Source organism: Myroides sp. DW712 (genome assembly GCF_046557355.1).
Taxonomy (GTDB): Bacteria; Bacteroidota; Bacteroidia; order Flavobacteriales; family Flavobacteriaceae; genus Flavobacterium.
Genome location: NZ_JBKFDO010000002.1, coordinates 1 through 19087 on the forward strand (window position 1 = coordinate 1; position 19087 = coordinate 19087).

At 38.7% G+C, this 19087-nt stretch carries 12 protein-coding genes; 8 read left to right on the forward strand and 4 right to left on the reverse strand.

Features of this window, described 5'->3' with window-relative positions; genetic code table 11:
• From ACLJX0_RS01620 to ACLJX0_RS01645, 6 genes are all read left to right on the forward strand, one after another.
• On the forward strand, nucleotides 1–807 hold an 807-nt coding region (locus tag ACLJX0_RS01620; RefSeq protein ID WP_410877905.1), incomplete at its 5' end, for a type IX secretion system membrane protein PorP/SprF.
• An 18-nt stretch (nucleotides 808–825) separates the two neighbouring features.
• Nucleotides 826–2739 carry an OmpA family protein gene (locus ACLJX0_RS01625; RefSeq protein WP_410877907.1) on the forward strand — a complete coding sequence of 638 codons (1914 nt, stop codon included), beginning with the start codon at nucleotides 826–828 and terminating at the stop codon, nucleotides 2737–2739.
• Between the two features lie 359 nt (nucleotides 2740–3098).
• The gene (locus ACLJX0_RS01630; RefSeq protein WP_410877909.1) at nucleotides 3099–9086 is read left to right on the forward strand and encodes a fibronectin type III domain-containing protein; all 5988 of its coding nucleotides are present in this window, start codon (nucleotides 3099–3101) and stop codon (nucleotides 9084–9086) included.
• Nucleotides 9087–9148: 62 nt separating this feature from the next.
• Nucleotides 9149–10075, forward strand: coding sequence for a type IX secretion system membrane protein PorP/SprF (locus ACLJX0_RS01635; RefSeq protein WP_410877910.1), 927 nt, complete (start codon nucleotides 9149–9151; stop codon nucleotides 10073–10075).
• Between the two features lie 18 nt (nucleotides 10076–10093).
• A complete protein-coding gene (locus tag ACLJX0_RS01640) occupies nucleotides 10094–12007 on the forward strand; it encodes an OmpA family protein (RefSeq protein ID WP_410877907.1) in 1914 nt (637 codons plus the stop codon).
• Between the two features lie 132 nt (nucleotides 12008–12139).
• The gene (locus ACLJX0_RS01645) at nucleotides 12140–13474 is read left to right on the forward strand and encodes a hypothetical protein (protein ID WP_410877912.1); all 1335 of its coding nucleotides are present in this window, start codon (nucleotides 12140–12142) and stop codon (nucleotides 13472–13474) included.
• Nucleotides 13475–13520: 46 nt separating this feature from the next.
• On the opposite strand, the gene ACLJX0_RS01650 is transcribed toward ACLJX0_RS01645, so the two are convergent.
• From ACLJX0_RS01650 to ACLJX0_RS01660, 3 genes are all read right to left on the reverse strand, one after another.
• Nucleotides 13521–14309 carry a S1/P1 nuclease gene (locus ACLJX0_RS01650; RefSeq protein WP_410877914.1) on the reverse strand — a complete coding sequence of 263 codons (789 nt, stop codon included), beginning with the start codon at nucleotides 14307–14309 and terminating at the stop codon, nucleotides 13521–13523.
• A gap of 8 nt (nucleotides 14310–14317) precedes the next feature.
• Nucleotides 14318–14830, reverse strand: coding sequence for an acyl-CoA thioesterase (locus ACLJX0_RS01655; RefSeq protein ID WP_410877916.1), 513 nt, complete (start codon nucleotides 14828–14830; stop codon nucleotides 14318–14320).
• Nucleotides 14831–14910: 80 nt separating this feature from the next.
• Nucleotides 14911–15837, reverse strand: a complete 927-nt coding sequence (locus tag ACLJX0_RS01660) for an SPOR domain-containing protein (RefSeq protein ID WP_410877917.1) — start codon at nucleotides 15835–15837, stop codon at nucleotides 14911–14913.
• A gap of 173 nt (nucleotides 15838–16010) precedes the next feature.
• Here ACLJX0_RS01660 and dprA point away from each other — a divergent pair, with 173 nt between their 5' ends.
• Nucleotides 16011–17120, forward strand: a complete 1110-nt coding sequence (gene dprA / locus ACLJX0_RS01665) for a DNA-processing protein DprA (protein WP_410877919.1) — start codon at nucleotides 16011–16013, stop codon at nucleotides 17118–17120.
• 47 nt (nucleotides 17121–17167) lie between these two features.
• Here the strand turns inward: dprA and trpS are convergent, their stop codons facing one another.
• Nucleotides 17168–18145, reverse strand: coding sequence for a tryptophan--tRNA ligase (gene trpS / locus ACLJX0_RS01670; protein WP_410877920.1), 978 nt, complete (start codon nucleotides 18143–18145; stop codon nucleotides 17168–17170).
• Between the two features lie 138 nt (nucleotides 18146–18283).
• Between trpS and ACLJX0_RS01675 the strand changes: the two genes are divergently transcribed.
• Nucleotides 18284–19036 (forward strand): lysophospholipid acyltransferase family protein, encoded by a 753-nt coding sequence (locus tag ACLJX0_RS01675; protein WP_410877921.1) that lies wholly within the window; start codon nucleotides 18284–18286, stop codon nucleotides 19034–19036.
• Nucleotides 19037–19087: the final 51 nt, after the last annotated feature.

Here is a 19087-nt window from a genome sequence, read left to right on the forward strand (position 1 = left end):
TATGCTGGATCGAAAGATGCAGTCTCTATGGGAGCCTTGTACCGCAAACAATGGGCTGGTTTTGATGGCGCACCAGAAACAGGAACTTTTTTCATCAACAGTCGTGTAGGTAAAAAAGTTGGTGTTGGGTTGTCTTTTATCAATGACCGCATTGGTCCTGTTACGGAGAACAATATCTATGGAGATTTTTCTTACACCTTAGAATTAGGAGGAGTTCACAAGTTGGCCTTGGGAGTTAAAGCAGGTGCTACGTTTCACAGCGCAGATTTATTTTCCAAAGTAGGAAATGGGTATACGATAGATCCGGATGACCCTGCGTTTGGCGAGGATAGCAAGTCCACCTTGTTTAACGCGGGTATTGGAGCGTACTACTATACTGATAAGTACTTTGTTGGTTTAGGGGTTCCCAATTTAATCAAGGAGTACTATTTGAACTACGATGGGAAGGACTTTGGTCAACGAGAAATCCACATGTACTTGAATGGAGGTTATGTTTTTGATTTGGATCAAGATTGGAAGTTGAAACCCTCTACGATGATTAAGTATGCCTTGAACTCTCCAGTATCTTTTGATGTGAACATGAACGTGATGTATTTGAACAAGATTGAGGCTGGTGTAAGTTACCGCTTAGAGGATGCTGTTGGCGGTATGATTAATTACCGCATTACGCCACAATTACGCGTGGGTTATGCCTATGATTACATCACCTCCGACATCAATAAAGCAGCAAAAGGATCACACGAGTTTATGGTTTTATATGATATCTTCTTATCTAAGAAAGTATCAAGTTCATCTCGTTACTTCTAATCGCATAAAAAGGAAACAATGAAAATAAGAAAGGTTTATTTAGCGCTGTTGTTAGGCGGATTTTTAGCGACTCAAAGTGTAGTTGCTCAGGAGCCGATTAAAACTCCTTTAGAGATTGCCAACGAGCACTATAATCGCTATGAGTTTGTGGATGCAGCGAAGGTTTATCAGAAGTTAGTTCGCGGGGCAAAGACAGACAATTATATTTATTTGCAACTAGCCGATTGTTACTATAACGTATTTAATACGGTAGAAGCGGCAAAGTACTATGGTAAAGCGTTGGAGAAAGACCCTAGTTTGGATTCTGAGTTGTACTACCGCTACGCTCAGATGCTCAAGGCCAGTGGTCGTTATGAATCCTCGAATGCCGCTATGCGCAAGTTTGCCGAGCGCAATCCAGAGGATCAACGGGCTATTGCTTTTATGCGCGAACCAGACTACATTCCACGCTTACGTGAGCAAGAGGAGTTATTTACCTTTGAGGAGTCTGGAATTAATGACCGTCAAGGGAATGATTTTGGTGCTTTTTTAACCGTAGGAGATACACTTTATTTTGCCTCTACGCGCAAGGGAAACAAGTCCAAGAAGAAATACGGCTGGGATAACCAAGGATACTTGGATATCTTTCAAGCGAAATACAAAAATGCAGATGATCCTTTGTATGATGTAGAGCCAGTATCTGAATTGAATACAAAGTATCACGATGGTCCCGCTACTGTAACAGGTGACGGACATACGATGTACTTTGCTACGGAGAGTTTCCGTGCAGGTAAATACACCAAGAACAAAGCAAAGCTAGTAAAGCTCGGAAAAGTTAGTGTTTTCCGTGCGACCAAGAAAAAGGGTAAGTGGGCTGATTTTGAACCGGTACCTTTTAACGGGAGTGATTATTCGGTTAGTAACCCCAGTGTGAGCAAAGATGGTCGTACGTTGTACTTCTCTTCGGATATGCCAGGAACGATGGGAAGCACGGATATCTGGAAAGTAGATATCGATGAAGAGGGGAACTATGGCACTCCAGTGAATATGGGAAGCCAAATCAACACGGAAGGTCGCGAGTCATTCCCTTTCATTTCGGAAGATGGTAAGTTGTACTTTGCTTCGGATTCTCGCAAAGGTTTTGGTGGTTTGGATGTTTATGTGGTTGACTTAGCGATTCCACAGGCCGAGCCGAAGAACTTAGGCGCGCCGATCAATACAGCGAAAGACGACTTTGCTTTTTCGTTTTACCCAGGTAAAGACATTGGATTCTTCTCCACCAATCGCATCGGTCGCGATGATATCTACAAGGCAAAACCGGTTTGTAATACGGAGATGTATGTAACGGTGACACACAAAGACACAGGTAAGATCTTAGTTGGGGCCCGCGTGGATATCTATGACGATCGCCAGAATTTGATTGAGACGAAGTTTACGGATCATCGTGGTATTGTAGAATATGTTGTGGATTGTGGGAAATTTTACCACTTACAAGTGGACATGGATGACTTTGAAGGGAAGTCCATCGAGGTTCCCTTAAACCGCAAAGGAGGTCGTCAGTTAGTAAATGTAGGGTTAAGACCTATTGAGGTACTTGTGACGAAAGAGGAAGTTATTCTAGGAGATGTTTACTTTGAATTTGACCGATTCAACATTACTCAACAAGGTGCTTTAGAGTTGGATCAGTTGGTTAAAGTAATGAAGCGCAACCCACAGATGCGCATCAAGGTAGGCTCTCATACGGATAACCGCGGAAGTGCGGCTTACAACCAGAAGTTGTCAGAGAATCGCGCGAAAACCACAGTACAATACGTGTTGTCGAAAGGCATTGAAGCGTACCGCTTAGAGTCGCAAGGGTATGGCCCAAGTGTACCGAAGATTGATTGTAAAGCGAACTGTACAGAAGAAGAGCATGCAATCAACAGACGCAGTGAGTTCGTCATCCTAAAATAAAGTAGAGTTTTAAGTATTAAGTTAGTATATTTTAAGAAGTCCTTATCATTTGACAATGATAGGGGCTTTTTTTTATGTATGAGTTGAAAATTAAAATGTTAAATGATTGAATTTCTGAGAAGTTATATGAATTTGTGAAAAAAACTATATTTTAGATATTTTGTAGGTTATAGTTTGTGATGGTTATTTTTTAACTTAAAAAATAGAAAATACTAAGTAAAATTATTTATTATTTTGGGTGAATAGAAATAAGAGTCGAGTATTGTCGATGGTTTTCAGTTGTTGTACGGCTCTGTTTTGTTAATCTTTGTATAAAAAAATTCTATATTTGACGTTAACTAACTTAAAACTTAAAACGTATGAATAGAATTACAGTGCTTCTCTGTTTCTTATTAAGTGTGATTTTCACTTATGGGCAGGAAGTTACGATTGGAGATGGTACGGTAGTCGATAGGTATCCTATGGGAGCTCTATTTGGCTATGAAAGATCTGCTGCTTTATATACGGCTACTGAAATTAATCAGATTGGATTTATCAATAAATTAGCTTGGGATGTGGGTAGTACCTCTGCTTCAAGACCCATAAAAATTTACTTAAAAGAAGTAGAAGCAACGACTTTGGTTGCAAATAATTGGGCGAATTTTACTACTGATGCAACGTTAGTTTACGATGGTGTTGCGAGCCCTGTTACTACAGGTTTTTATACGTTAAATCTTTTAAACTCGTTTAATTATACAGGAGGAACGAAGAATTTATTAGTCTTGGTTGAAACCAATTATGGAGGAAGTGGTGGTGGAGGTTCTTTTGCTATCAAAAGAACAGCTGCTACAAATATGCACTTTTTCAAAGGGAAAGATGATGTAGCTCCAACGGAAGATTTAACTGCAGTAAGTGGGAGACCTAATTTGCGACTTACATTTGGCAATGAAATTACGTGTCAGATGCCAACTAATTTAAGCTTAGAATCTAGTGCAGGAACTAGTCTTAGTATAAATTGGACAGCCGCAACAGGGGTGACAGACTACGATGTATATATTGGGACAGCGATTACAGAACCAACAGCCGATGCTACTGTAATACCTGTTACGGGAACGACACATACTTTTGAAGGACTTTTACCCGTGACACAATATTATATCTGGGTACGTTCGCATTGTTCAGATACAGACCAAAGTTTTTGGATGGGACCATTAGCTGCTAGAACTAAATTAGTCCCTGTAAACTTGCCTTATGAAAATGATTTTGAGGGAGCGACTAACTTTGACTTTACTAACGATGCAGTTAATAAATGGCATGTTGGTACTGCAGTGAGCAATGGAGGTACTAAGTCTTTATATATTAGTAAAGATAATGGTGTAACGAATGAGTATAATTTCTCAGGAGAAAAAGTTTCACAAACTTTTACAGATATAGCAATACCAACTGGAACGGAGGATATCAATATCAATTTTGATTGGCGTTGTAAAGGAGAGGGATTTGCCTCTTATAAATACGATTATTTTAGAGTATGGATTGTTCCATCTACTTTTACACCAACAGCGGGGACTCAAATTACTGCAGCAACAGATCGAATTCAAGTTGGAAGAACAGAATATAATGACAGCAATGTTTTTGTAAATGAGAATATTATTTTTAACGCCAATGCCTTTGCAGGGCAAAACATGCGTTTAGTTTTCGAATGGAAACAAGATATTAGTGGAGGAAATCAACCCCCAGCAGCCATTGATAATTTATATGTTGGTGTAATTACCTGTAGTCAGCCTACAGCATTAACGTTAGATACGACTACTGGAAATAGCCTACAAGTAAATTGGCCTGCAGTCGATGGGGTAACTAGTTACGATGTTTATATTGGAACAACACCTGATCGACCAGCTACCGATGCAACTGTAATTTCCGTTACAGGAACAACTCATACCTTTGAAGGATTAGATCCATTTACGCAATATTACATTTGGGTACGTTCGCATTGTTCGGATACGGACCAAAGTTTATGGGTAGGCTTGGAAGCTACAACAACATTAATCGCAGTACCTATTCCGTATACGGAAGATTTTGAAGCAGCGGTTACCTATGGATATTCAAATGATAGTACCAACAAATGGTATATTGGAAATGCAACAAATAATGGGGGAACAAAAGCTTTATATATTTCAAATGATGCTGCTATAACAAATGCCTACACCCAAAGTGTAACAGGAGGACAAACCTCGCATGCCTTTAAAGATTTTATTATTCCGACAGGTGTACTAGACTTAGAAATTGCATTTGATTGGCGTTGTGTGGGTGAAGGAACAACAATTAAATATGATTACTTTAGAGTATGGGCAGTACCTGCTAGTTTTATACCGGTAGCAGGAACACAGATAACTGCTGCTGCTGATAGAATCCAATTAGGACAAACCGAATATAATCTACAGGATGTCTATACAAGCGAGGAAATCATCAATGATTTGGCTGTATTTGCTGGACAAACTATGCGATTAGTATTTGAATGGAAACAAGATGGTAGTGGTGGAGCAAATCCTCCAGCAGCTATTGATAACTTATCAATTAACGCAATTAGCTGTAATCAGCCTAGAAGTTTCACCTTAGGTGAAACGATTACAGATAGTGAAATTACAGTAAATTGGACAGGTGCACCAGGGGTGTCTAGTTATGATGTATATATCAGTCAAAATGCAACAGCACCTGCTGAAGATGCTACAGTAGTGAATGTTACTGGGCTTACACATACCTTTACGGATTTAGAAGACGGGACAGTCTATTATATTTGGGTACGCTCTCATTGTTCTGCAACAGATCAAAGTTATTGGGTAGGACCTTTAGAAGCAGTAACTAAAGTAATACCTGTTGCCTTGCCTTTTACCGACAATTTTGAAGAAGGTTCTAAATATGGATATGTAAATGATCCTGTGAATAAATGGGTGATTGGAACTGCAACGAGTAATGGAGGAACAAAAGCGCTATATATTACTGATGATAATGGAGTATCGAATCATTACGAAACTTCGGGTTCACGAGTGACTCATGTATATAAAGATTTTATTATTCCGACAGGAGTTAATGATTTAGAAATTAACTTTGATTGGCGTTGTATGGGAGAAGGAACATCAACGCGATATGATTATTTTAGGGTATGGGCAGTGCCTGTTGATTTTACGCCCGTAGTAGGTACACAAATTACAGCTGCCGCTAATAGAATCCAAGTAGGACAAACTGAATATAACCAAAATGAAGTTTATTTAGCTGAACGCATTGTTCATGATTTAGCTGTATTTGCAGGTCAAAATATGCGCCTTGTATTTGAGTGGCGTCAAGATTATAGTGGAGGTGCACAACCACCAGCAGCTATTGATAATTTATCAATTAAGGTTGTCACTTGTTCGGCTCCTAGAAATGCAATTGTAACAGCTGTGACACAAAATACGGTAACCGTATCGTGGACAGCAGTAGCTGGACAAACCAACTATGAAGTGTATTATGCAACAACCAATACACCACCAGGAGAAGAAGTGACAGGTTCAATAGAAACAACGGATATTCCTTATACCATCACTGGATTAACGCCGAATACGGAATATTTTATTTGGGTGAGAACCATCTGTTCCGCTACAGATAAAAGTTCGTGGGAAAGAACAACGGCTATTACAGGTCAAGTGCCTGGAGAACTGCCTTATAATGATGATTTTGAAGGAGAAGACGGCTGGACAAAACAAAGTAATGCCATCAATAAATGGGTGGTAGGTACTGCTGTTCAAAATGGAGGAACAAAATCATTGTATATAACGAAAGATGAAGGGGTTACTAATACCTATAGTAATAGTACCACAACGGTAGCACATGCGTATCGAGATATTACAATTCCTGCAGATGCAAGTGAAGCTAGATTAACTTTTGATTGGAGAGCAAAAGGAGAATCATGTTGTGATTATATTCGCGTATGGGCTGCTCCTGTAACTTTCAATCCGATTGCAGGTACACAGATTGTTGCCAGTGGAGATAGAATTCAAATTGGGGGGAATTATAATATGCAAGAAGATTTCGTCCAGGTGTCAGAAAGTTTTGACGTTATTAATTATGCAGGAAGAAATTTACGCCTTATTTTTGAATGGAGAAATGATAGTGGTGGAGGAAGTGATCCAGCTGGAGCAATTGATAATGTAAAAGTGGAACAAATAACCTGTCCTAGAGTTACAGGGTTGAGCGCTTGTGCTGGTTCAGATTATATTAACTATGGTTGGGATTCTCAAGAAGGAATGTCACAATGGGATATTGCTTTGGAAACAACAGATTTGCCTGAACCTAATCCAGCGAATATTCAACGTGTAGACGAACCAAACTATACGGCAAATGGATTGACTGTTGCAACAACATATTATTTCTATGTTCGCAATATTTGTTCACCAACTACAAATAGTGAATGGAGAAAGATAAAGGTGAGAACGAATAGCGCTAGTATTTTAGATGCTGAACCATTCTGTGCTGGTCCGGAAGGAATTATCTTTCCAAATAACAATAAAGACAATGGTGCTGAAGAGTACCCTTATGAGGGAGCGATTGCTTGTGTAACTTCGGTAAGATTTCCTATTTGGTATTTCTTAAAAGTGGATCAAGATGGAGAGTTGATTTTTGATATTATCCAAAATTCGCGTTTTGACGACAATGGAGATCCTGTTGGTACAGGTATGGATGTTGACTTTGTTGCTTTTGGACCTTTTGAAAATTTAGAGCAAGCATGTGGAGAAGCAATTCTAGGTCCTTGTACAGGTTGTACAAGTAACTCAAATCCGAATGACGGTCGTTATCCAATGGGTAATCTAATAGATTGTAATTATTCTGCTTCTCCAATTGAAACTTTAACAATTCGCAATGCAAGAAGAGGCCAAATCTATGCGGTATTGATTACGAATTATGATAGGGGAGCAGGTTTTATTAAGCTCGTACAAAAAAATGCCAATCAGAATAATGCAGGAACAACAGATTGTAAATTCTTATGTGAAGTAGATTTAGGCCCAGACCAATACCTATGCCCAGGAACTGGATCGCATGAAATTGTAGCAAATATCTCTGCTGCTGGTTCAACGGAAGATATGACATACACTTGGTTTAAAGATGGTGAAATGTTAGATCCAACGATTTTTAATACAAAGAAATTAATTGTTTCTGAATCCGGAACGTATCGCGTTAAAGTAGAAAAAGATCTTTGTGAAGAGAATCCAGAAGATGAAATCATAGTGAAATTTTATGATCCGATTTCATTAGGTTTACCAACAATAATGCAACAATGTGATTTAGAAAATGAAGGATTTGCGTTCTTTGATGTCAAAGATGTGGTAGAAAGTGCGATTGAACGTCATACAGAATCATCAACAATTAAACATGAATACTATCATAGTTTGGAGGATTTAAATGCAAGGAGAAATGCATTTGAAATAGATGATTTATATCAATCAGCTGGAGATGAAACTATTTATGTTGATGTTTACCGCGATAAAAATTATAAATGTGGAGGACATTATGAAATTGAATTAAAGATTAAAGCAACCGCTTATTTCAATGCGGACTTTTCTTATGATGCGCCAATTTGTATTAATAATGTAGAAGAATTACCAATTACGCCTGGTCCTGAATTTACACTAGGAGGTAAATTTACTTATAAAACAATTAGTCATACAAACGCTATGAATTCAACGAAAGAACCAAAAGGAGGACTATCTTTGAATGCAAGTACAGGTGCAATTAATGTGGAAAAAAGTACACCAGGGGTTTATGAGGTGAAGTATTTCTATGGAGTTCCAGCTAGTATGTGCGGAGATGATGTTGAACATACGGTGACGATTACTATTTTTGAGCAATTCGAAATTGCAATTGATGGCGATTGTTTTGAGGGAGACTACTACTTGAGAGTGATTGATGTATTAAATAATATTGATATGGATCATGCTAAGTTTGAATGGGTTGGCCCAGGTGGATTCACAGCAGATACAAGAGAAATTACAGTAAGTAAAGAAGGAGAGTACACCGTTTATATTGAAACGAAAGAAGGATGTTATGAAGAGCAATCGATTACATTAAAAGCGGATGAAATCAACTGTTTAATCACAAGAGGAATTTCGCCAAATGGAGATGGATTGAATGATTATTTTGATTTGATTAACTATAAAGTGAAAAGCTTTAAAGTATTTAACCGTAACGGAGGAGAAGTTTATTCTCATGGATTAGGTTATACTAGAGAGTGGATGGGACAAGATAAATCAGGTAATAAACTACCTTCAGGTACTTATTTCTACGTGATAGAAACAGTACAAAAAACAATTACAGGTTGGGTACAAATTAATTATTAATACAAACAAACAACTGTGTGTTTACGCACACAGTTGTTTTATTATAAAAAATTAAACCGTATATGAAGAAACTATATTTAACATTAGGTGTGCTGAGTTTGCTTAGTAGCCTTGAGGTCCACGCCCAACAGAACCCACAGTATACGCAGTATATGTACAATATGAGTGTGGTGAACCCTGCTTATGCTGGATCGAAAGATGCAGTCTCTATGGGAGCCTTGTACCGCAAACAATGGGCTGGTTTTGATGGCGCACCAGAAACAGGAACTTTTTTCATCAACAGTCGTGTAGGTAAAAAAGTTGGTGTTGGGTTGTCTTTTATCAATGACCGCATTGGTCCTGTTACGGAGAACAATATCTATGGAGATTTTTCTTACACCTTAGAATTAGGAGGAGTTCACAAGTTGGCCTTGGGAGTTAAAGCAGGTGCTACGTTTCACAGCGCAGATTTATTTTCCAAAGTAGGAAATGGGTATACGATAGATCCGGATGACCCTGCGTTTGGCGAGGATAGCAAGTCCACCTTGTTTAACGCGGGTATTGGAGCGTACTACTATACTGATAAGTACTTTGTTGGTTTAGGGGTTCCCAATTTAATCAAGGAGTACTATTTGAACTACGATGGGAAGGACTTTGGTCAACGAGAAATCCACATGTACTTGAATGGAGGTTATGTTTTTGATTTGGATCAAGATTGGAAGTTGAAACCCTCTACGATGATTAAGTATGCCTTGAACTCTCCAGTATCTTTTGATGTGAACATGAACGTGATGTATTTGAACAAGATTGAGGCTGGTGTAAGTTACCGCTTAGAGGATGCTGTTGGCGGTATGATTAATTACCGCATTACGCCACAATTACGCGTGGGTTATGCCTATGATTACATCACCTCCGACATCAATAAAGCAGCAAAAGGATCACACGAGTTTATGGTTTTATATGATATCTTCTTATCTAAGAAAGTATCAAGTTCATCTCGTTACTTCTAATCGCATAAAAAGGAAACAATGAAAATAAGAAAGGTTTATTTAGCGCTGTTGTTAGGCGGATTTTTAGCGACTCAAAGTGTAGTTGCTCAGGAGCCGATTAAAACTCCTTTAGAGATTGCCAACGAGCACTATAATCGCTATGAGTTTGTGGATGCAGCGAAGGTTTATCAGAAGTTAGTTCGCGGGGCAAAGACAGACAATTATATTTATTTGCAACTAGCCGATTGTTACTATAACGTATTTAATACGGTAGAAGCGGCAAAGTACTATGGTAAAGCGTTGGAGAAAGACCCTAGTTTGGATTCTGAGTTGTACTACCGCTACGCTCAGATGCTCAAGGCCAGTGGTCGTTATGAATCCTCGAATGCCGCTATGCGCAAGTTTGCCGAGCGCAATCCAGAGGATCAACGGGCTATTGCTTTTATGCGCGAACCAGACTACATTCCACGCTTACGTGAGCAAGAGGAGTTATTTACCTTTGAGGAGTCTGGAATTAATGACCGTCAAGGGAATGATTTTGGTGCTTTTTTAACCGTAGGAGATACACTTTATTTTGCCTCTACGCGCAAGGGAAACAAGTCCAAGAAGAAATACGGCTGGGATAACCAAGGATACTTGGATATCTTTCAAGCGAAATACAAAAATGCAGATGATCCTTTGTATGATGTAGAGCCAGTATCTGAATTGAATACAAAGTATCACGATGGTCCCGCTACTGTAACAGGTGACGGACATACGATGTACTTTGCTACGGAGAGTTTCCGTGCAGGTAAATACACCAAGAACAAAGCAAAGCTAGTAAAGCTCGGAAAAGTTAGTGTTTTCCGTGCGACCAAGAAAAAGGGTAAGTGGGCTGATTTTGAACCGGTACCTTTTAACGGGAGTGATTATTCGGTTAGTAACCCCAGTGTGAGCAAAGATGGTCGTACGTTGTACTTCTCTTCGGATATGCCAGGAACGATGGGAAGCACGGATATCTGGAAAGTAGATATCGATGAAGAGGGGAACTATGGCACTCCAGTGAATATGGGAAGCCAAATCAACACGGAAGGTCGCGAGTCATTCCCTTTCATTTCGGAAGATGGTAAGTTGTACTTTGCTTCGGATTCTCGCAAAGGTTTTGGTGGTTTGGATGTTTATGTGGTTGACTTAGCGATTCCACAGGCCGAGCCGAAGAACTTAGGCGCGCCGATCAATACAGCGAAAGACGACTTTGCTTTTTCGTTTTACCCAGGTAAAGACATTGGATTCTTCTCCACCAATCGCATCGGTCGCGATGATATCTACAAGGCAAAACCGGTTTGTAATACGGAGATGTATGTAACGGTGACACACAAAGACACAGGTAAGATCTTAGTTGGGGCCCGCGTGGATATCTATGACGATCGCCAGAATTTGATTGAGACGAAGTTTACGGATCATCGTGGTATTGTAGAATATGTTGTGGATTGTGGGAAATTTTACCACTTACAAGTGGACATGGATGACTTTGAAGGGAAGTCCATCGAGGTTCCCTTAAACCGCAAAGGAGGTCGTCAGTTAGTAAATGTAGGGTTAAGACCTATTGAGGTACTTGTGACGAAAGAGGAAGTTATTCTAGGAGATGTTTACTTTGAATTTGACCGATTCAACATTACTCAACAAGGTGCTTTAGAGTTGGATCAGTTGGTTAAAGTAATGAAGCGCAACCCACAGATGCGCATCAAGGTAGGCTCTCATACGGATAACCGCGGAAGTGCGGCTTACAACCAGAAGTTGTCAGAGAATCGCGCGAAAACCACAGTACAATACGTGTTGTCGAAAGGCATTGAAGCGTACCGCTTAGAGTCGCAAGGGTATGGCCCAAGTGTACCGAAGATTGATTGTAAAGCGAACTGTACAGAAGAAGAACACGCAATCAACAGACGCAGTGAGTTCGTCATCCTGAAATAGTTAAAAGATTTAAGTTTAGTATATTTTAAGAAGTCCTTACCATATCGGTAAGGGCTTTTTTTGTACCTTGGTTATAATTTGTTGGCATATTATTTGAAATACAAGATGTGTTTAACGTAAATAGTAGAAGAAATGAAGTTTTTATATTACCATATAATCGCCTTGCTTTTTGTGTGTACGCTGCCTGTGCAAGCACAAAATGCCGTAGTGACTGCCCAAAGTTATGACATCAGTGATAACTTAGATTTACAAGCAGTTGCTTCTATTTTTGGGGATTCAAAAGACCTTGAGGATTTTGAATATCGCCTAAATGACCCAAGTTTGCGTATTAACAACCTAGATTTGAATAACGATGGTTATGTTGATTATCTTCGCGTAATCGAAGTCGTGGAAGGGAATGCCCATTTAATCGTGATTCAAGCCGTTTTAGGACGCGATATGTATCAAGATGTAGCTACAATAGAAATAGAAAAAAATAAGCGCCGTAATCAAGTCTCTGTGCAAATTGTAGGAAATAGCTATTTATACGGCCCCAATTACATTTACGAACCCGTGTATGTAAGTACACCACCTGTATTTAGTCTGTTCTGGGGAGTTTCTTATCGCCCATACTATTCGTCTTGGTATTGGGGATATTACCCTTCGTATTATTCGTACTATTCTCCCTATCCAACACCAACGTATATTGTTCACGTACACAACCATATCAACTACAATAACCGATATGTATATACCAACAATTACTACAGCAGAAGTACGAGAACCATGTATAACGAGGTTCGACGCGATTACTATGAGCGATCAAATCCCAATAATTCCTTTTACGAAAGAAATAATGGGTATTCCAACCGTCGTGAATTAGCTAATTCAAGAACAGCTTATGCTGAGGCCAATAATAATACGTATTCGAGAAGTAATAATTCATCTTCTACAAGTGGATATACGCGTGATATTAATCGCGTAGATAACACCTACTCACGAGGATCTGCTTCCTCAAGTTCAGATAATTCGTACAAAAGAGGAGAAGCTATAAGTAGTTCAACGGGAAATAGTAACTCTAACTACTCACGTAGTGGATATAGCAACAGTAGCACAAACACAAACTATTCGCGTAGCTCCTCAAACTCAAGTGGAACATCAAGCTCAACCTATTCTAGAGGAAATTCGAGCAGTAGTACTCCAAGTTCAGGCTATTCTCGTAGTAATTCTAGCTCATCGAATTATAATTCAAGTAGCAGCAGCCCAAGTTATTCGCGTAGTTCATCTAGTTATAACTCAAGTAGTAGTCCAAGTTATTCGCGTAGCTCATCGAGTTATAACTCAAGTAGTAGTCCAAGCTATTCGCGTAGTTCATCGAGTTATAGTTCAGGAAGCAGTAGTCCAAGCTATTCACGTAGTTCCAGCTCAAGTTCGAGCACTAGAAGCAGCAGTAGCGGATCGTCTTCCTCTTATTCAAGAAGTAGATAAAAATTACCATAAAAAAAGAGCAAGTAGTGAAACTTGCTCTTTTTTATTAGTTATAAATTTCATTCAGCAATTTCGCTAATCGAAGCCCTCCTTTTAACAGCTGTTCTTCAACTGTATCTTTGAAGTCAAAATGGTAGCGATAGCTTAAATTTTCATTTTCCTCCACACTCTTATACAGTATGTTTGCTTTTGTATAGGAATCAAAAATCCAATCTTCTAAACTTCCTTTTGTCAAGTTTTGATTGTATGCTTTGTCGTGAATATCAAGTACTGTTGCATATTCCGTATAGCTGTATTTATCAAAATCAACCAAAGCAGAATCCCATAAACTATGTAGATTTGTCGGTTTTCTAAACCATTCTACTTTTATTCTATTTCCACCTAAGTCCTCTGATCTTCCTATGTGTAGTGGTTGGTGAGCATCTCCGATGATGTGAATCAAGAAATACAGTTTTTGTTGTTTTTCTTCTAGTGTTAGGGTTTTATTTTTCAATTCCTCAATCAACAAGAGTGCTCTTTTGTATAGATTTTCATCGGTAGAGTTGTTCAATTCTTGATCAAAGGCTAAGCGGGTTAAATCCCCTGGCATATTCACATAATGCCAACCATCTGCAAACTTCCAAGTCGGATCTGATTTAATAAAATCAGGCCAATTTGCCCAATAGGCTAATTGCTGGTTGCCAATGATTTTTTTTAGTTCTTTTTTCGCTTTTTTGTTTAAGTTTCTTTCTGCTATCTCAGCAATAACACGATGTCCTGTTGTTCCCCAAGCAAAGATTGCTGTAGATTGTAACAGGCAAAAGGTGATTGCTAGAGCCATTAAAATTTTTTTCATTGTTTGTTTTATTGATTAAAAAGAGCTTTTAATTCCGTTGCATCACTAGGTTTCATTTTTCCAGCTAATACTAAGCTCAATTGTTTTCTGCGTAAAGCCGCTTCAAAGCGTTGGTGTTCTAAGGGCGTTTCAGGAATTAATTCCGGTACAGGTACTGGATTTCCCATATCATCAACAGCAACAAAGGTATAAATGGCCTCATTGGCCTTGGTTTTATTTCCAGATTCACGATCCTCAATCCATACATCCAAATAGATTTCCATAGACGAGGTAAAGGCTCTTGAAATCTTAGCTTCGATGGTTACAACGCTACCTAGAGGAATTGGTTTATTAAAAGCAACGTGATTGACAGAGGCCGTCACGCAGATTCTTCTTGAATGTCTCCTGGCGGCAATTCCAGCTGCTCGATCCATACGCGCTAATAGTTCTCCTCCGAACATATTGTTTAAAGGATTCGTTTCTCCAGGAAGAACTAAATCACTGATTATCGTAGCTGATTCAGATACTAATTTTGACGTCATAAAACTATATTTTTAGCAAAGATAAAGACAAAGCAAAAAAAAAACCGAACGTTTTGCGTTCGGTTGGTATATTTAACGTATTATTTAATAAAAATCCAAGCTTCCTTATTTGTGGTTCTGTGAATTTCTCTCAAGGCTTTTTTGGCTTCTTCGTGTGTAGTAAAGCTACCATAGACTACAGGATACATCCCATATTTTGTACGTCCTAAGAAAGAGGCATCTTCGAATCCCTTCTTTTTCAAAAGCTCTACCTCAATAGCAGCATTTTCTTCACTGCGGAATGCAGCAGCCACTAAATGATAGGGAGGTGCTACAACGGTAGTTTCTTCTTTTACAGGTAGTGCAATGGCGTCCATTGTAGGTTCAATAATAAAGGTAGCCTGTTGAATTTTATTTTGAACTTGTGATTGCACCTTGTTTTCAATCGATAACGTTTGATCATTGACATAGGCCGTGTAACCATTTTGTACTAAAACACTTCCAACACCCAGGGTAAGAACTACAACAGAAGCATACTTGAAGAAGGTTGCCGTTCGATTGCGTTTTGTAGCAACTGTTTCCAAAGGAATAACAGCAGTAGTTGCAGCTTCTTCTCTTTGAATTGCTTGAACCTCCATGGGAGACAAACCAAATGAAGTGGCTAAGTAATTTTGATTCTGAATGGGCTCAAATTGCAAGCTTTTCTCTTCATTATAGCTGAATACACCAATCGACTCTAAGTCTAGTGTGTCAAATGAAGTTAAGGTATTATTCCAATCCACAACCATGGTCTGAATACGCATAACGGCTTCCTCATACGAAAGTTGTTCTTGCGTTGCAATATGATTCGCCAACAATCCATCGTTGTTCACGATATTTCTATTAAATGAAATTCGCTTTTGAGGAGGAAAGAACAACTGTTTTTCCGCATCGTAAAAAGACGATTGGATTTCGGTGATAAATGCACCAAATCCTGGAACAATCACGCAAGGATAGCGATACAATAAGGCTGATATGTATGGAGTCATCTTCATAATACAAAAGTAGTCTAAACCAATAGTTTAGCAAATAATAAATCCAGTTTTTTTAAGAAGATTTTTCTCATTTAAAATACACTTCTTAAGTAATTGGTACTGAATGGTTAGGTTTTTGATGTTATCCTTACTAAGGTAATACATTTTAATTAATTAACATCGTTTGAATGGAAGAAGAAGACTTGTTTTTTACTTTAGCTTTAGCCAAAGTGAATGGAATCGGCCCAATTACGGGAAAGCGTCTAATTGAAGTTTTTGGTACGGCCAAACAGGTCTTTGCTGCTTCATATCAAGAGCTGGCAGCCAAGCGTGTTTCAGCTTTATTAGTCAAACAAATTAAAGAGAAAAAAGGATTTGATTGGGTAGAAAAGGAATTGAAATTGATAAAGAAGGCAGGAATACAAGTATTGTTCTATCAAGCCAAAGACTACCCCTATTATTTACGTCAATGTGATGATAGTCCGTTGTTGTTATTTGCTAAAGGGCAGACTCATATGAATTGGGAGACCCGAAATGTGATTAGTGTAGTGGGAACGCGTAATCCAACCACTCGAGGATTGGATTTTTGTCAACATTTTGTCGAAGCTATTCAGCCCTATAACCCTATCATCATCAGTGGTCTGGCTTATGGAATTGATGTTTGTATCCACAAACAGGCGATAGCCTATGGTTTAGAAACTTTCGGAATTCTAGGACATGGTTTGCATCGTATATATCCAGCCAAACACACAGCAATAGCAGAAAAAATGAGGGAGAAGGGAGGAGTTATAACAGAATTTCCAATACAAAGTAAAATTGATCGGGAGAATTTCATCCAGCGCAATCGCCTCGTAGCAGGTATGAGTCAAGCAACAGTAGTGGTTGAAAGTGCTATAAAGGGAGGATCCATGAGTTCCATTTCCTTTGCCAATGATTATAACCGAGATGTTTTTGCTGTTCCAGGTCGCATTGATGATCTTCTAAGTCAGGGGTGCAATGAATTAATTCGGACGAATCGCGCGCAATTGTTGAGTGACCCCTTGGAACTCGTAGAAATTTTGAATTGGAATAAAAACAAGAAACAGGAAAAAGTAATTCAGCCCAAGTTGTTTGTAAACCTCCAAGAAGAAGAACAACGAGTTTATGACTACTTAGTTCAGGTAGAACGAGAGGTGATTGATTTGATTGCCATTCATTGTAATTTGCCAATTTACAAAGTCAGTACGATTTTGCTACAGCTTGAATTACAAGGGTTAGTGCGCCCTTTGCCAGGAAAATACTTTGAATGCCTAGCGTAATCAAAGCTAAAAAAATAGGGCATCCGAATATGGATGCCCTTATGGGATTATTTTGTTGCGTAACCTAATTTCTCACGTACGCGATTTAGTGTTGCAGTTGCTATTGTGGAAGCTTTAGAAGCTCCTATTTGTAATAAACGATCAACTTCTTCTAAATTGTTAATGTAGTAGTCGTACTTCGTGCGAATATCTTTGAATTGCTCTACGATTAATTCGAATAATTCTTGTTTAGCATGACCATAACCATAATTTCCACCTTCATATTTCGCGCGCATTTGTGCGATTTGCTCTGGTGTAGCTAAAAGTTTGTAAAGAGTAAATACGTTACAGCTATCAGGATTTTTCGGTTCTTCTAAGGGGGTACTATCCGTTTCAATACTCATTACTTGTTTTCTCAACGTTTTGTCGTTTTCGAAAATATTGATAATGTTATTTCTAGACTTACTCATTTTATTTCCATCTAATCCGGGTACAATCATCACGTCTTCCGAGATTTTAGCCTCAGGTAAGACGAAGGTTTCGCCCATTTGGTGATTAAATCGCGCTGCAACATCACGGGTAATTTCTAAATGTTGCAATTGATCTTTTCCTACAGGAACAAAATTTGCATCATATAATAGAATATCCGCGGCCATTAGCATTGGATAAGTAAATAATCCTGTATTTACATCGGCTAGAACCTCTGCTTTATCTTTAAAAGAGTGTGCTAAGGTTAAGCGTTGAAAAGGAAAGAAGCAACTTAAGTACCAAGTAAGCTCTGTCGTTTGCGGCACGTCAGACTGGCGGTAAAAAGTTACATGATTAACATCTAAACCACAAGCAAGCCATGTAGCCGCAACACTATAGGTGTTTTCCTGTAATGTTTTTGCGTCTTTGATCTGTGTTGCTGAATGTAAATTCGCAATAAAAATAAAAGACTCATTCTCTTTATTATTTGCCATTTCTACTGCGGGTAGAATAGCGCCTAAGAGATTCCCTAAGTGTGGAGTTCCTGTACTTTGAACTCCCGTTAGAATTTTAGCCATTGCGTGTTTGTATTTATAATAAGAGCAAAGATATGGCATTTGTTGCGATTGTTTTTCTTTTTTTGCTTTTCGTTGGTTTAACATTTCTTTATTTTTTATTTTTGAAAGGTTGCAAGCAATTTTAAAATGCATCATTGAATGAAATACATCCGCACGTTTTTTAGTGTTTTATGGCGCTCTTGGTTTTACCTCTGGATGCTGATTGTGATACTCTTACTTTCTCCCTTACTTCTTGTAACCATTTGGTCGGATAAGACGTACCCTGCTTTTTATACAGTAGCTCGCTTATGGGCTAGATTGACGTTTTACGGCATGGGCATGTCCTATCAGATTGAAGCATCCTATCCTTTAGAGAAAGGGAAGAGCTATATGTTTATTGCCAACCATACCTCCATGATGGATATTATGATGATGTTGCTGTTAGTCAAGGATAATCCCTTTGTTTTTGTCGGTAAAAAAGAACTGGCAAAGTTGCCTATTTTTGGCTTTTTTTATAAAAAGACCTGTATTTTAGTAGATCGAAAAGACTCTAAAAGTCGATATGAAGTCTTTCAACAAGCACAAAAGAAGCTGAACAAAGGATTGAGTATCTGTATTTTTCCAGAGGGAGGCGTACCTGATGATCGTAGTATTATCTTAGACAGTTTTAAAGATGGTGCTTTTCGATTGGCTATTGATCATCAAATCCCAATTGTGCCCATTGCAATGGGGTATCTAAAGTATTATTTTCCTTTTCAGTGGGGAATTGGTAAACCTGGTCGGGTACCTGTAGTTGTTTTTCCACCAATAGAAACGAAAGGCATGACACATGATCATAAAAAAGAGTTGAAGCATCGTGCCCATCATGTAGTAGAACAGGCGGTTCTTCAATGGGAGCAAAATCGCATATAAATTAGTTGAATGGAGAAAAGGAGGTGAATTGTCTTCCTAGAAAAAGAGATA